The sequence below is a fragment of the Pseudomonas sp. EL_65y_Pfl1_R83 genome (assembly GCF_963970695.1).
In the GTDB taxonomy this organism is placed as follows: Bacteria; Pseudomonadota; Gammaproteobacteria; order Pseudomonadales; family Pseudomonadaceae; genus Aquipseudomonas; species Aquipseudomonas tritici.
In genome coordinates this window covers 1-493 of record NZ_CAXAQI010000304.1, presented here as the reverse complement: position 1 = coordinate 493, position 493 = coordinate 1, and the positions used below count along the sequence as shown (strand labels likewise).

1 protein-coding gene is annotated in these 493 nt (G+C 65.5%); it reads right to left on the bottom strand.

Annotated elements, in window-relative coordinates:
* Positions 1-493: DDE-type integrase/transposase/recombinase (locus tag AACY08_RS29010; RefSeq protein ID WP_339472520.1), on the bottom strand; the 493-nt coding region annotated here is incomplete at both ends.

Below are 493 nucleotides of genomic sequence, written 5' to 3'. Positions count from 1 at the left end.
CGTTCAGGCACTCGTCGCGCAAGCGACCATTAAAGCTTTCGACGAAGCCGTTCTGCTGCGGCTTGCCCGGCGCGATGTAATGCCACTCGACCCCGGTCTCCTGGCACCAGGCGAGAACGGCGTGACTGGTGAGCTCGGTGCCATTGTCGCTGACCACCATGCACGGCAGTCCGCGACGTTCGGCGATGGCGCTCAGCTCGCGGACGACGCGCCGACCTGACAGCGAGGTATCGACGATGCACGCCAGGCATTCCCGGCTGTAATCGTCGATCACGTTGAGCATACGGAACCGCCGGCCGCAGGCCAACGAGTCAGATACGAAGTCGAGCGACCAGCGCTGGATGGGTTCCTGCGGGATCGCCATCGGCGCCCGCGTGCCGAGCGCCCGCTTGCGGCCGCCACGCTTGCGCACCGTCAGCCGCTCCTCGCGATACAGCCGATACACCTTCTTCAAGTTCATGCCTTCCCCCTCGCGCCTGAGCAGGATCGCCAG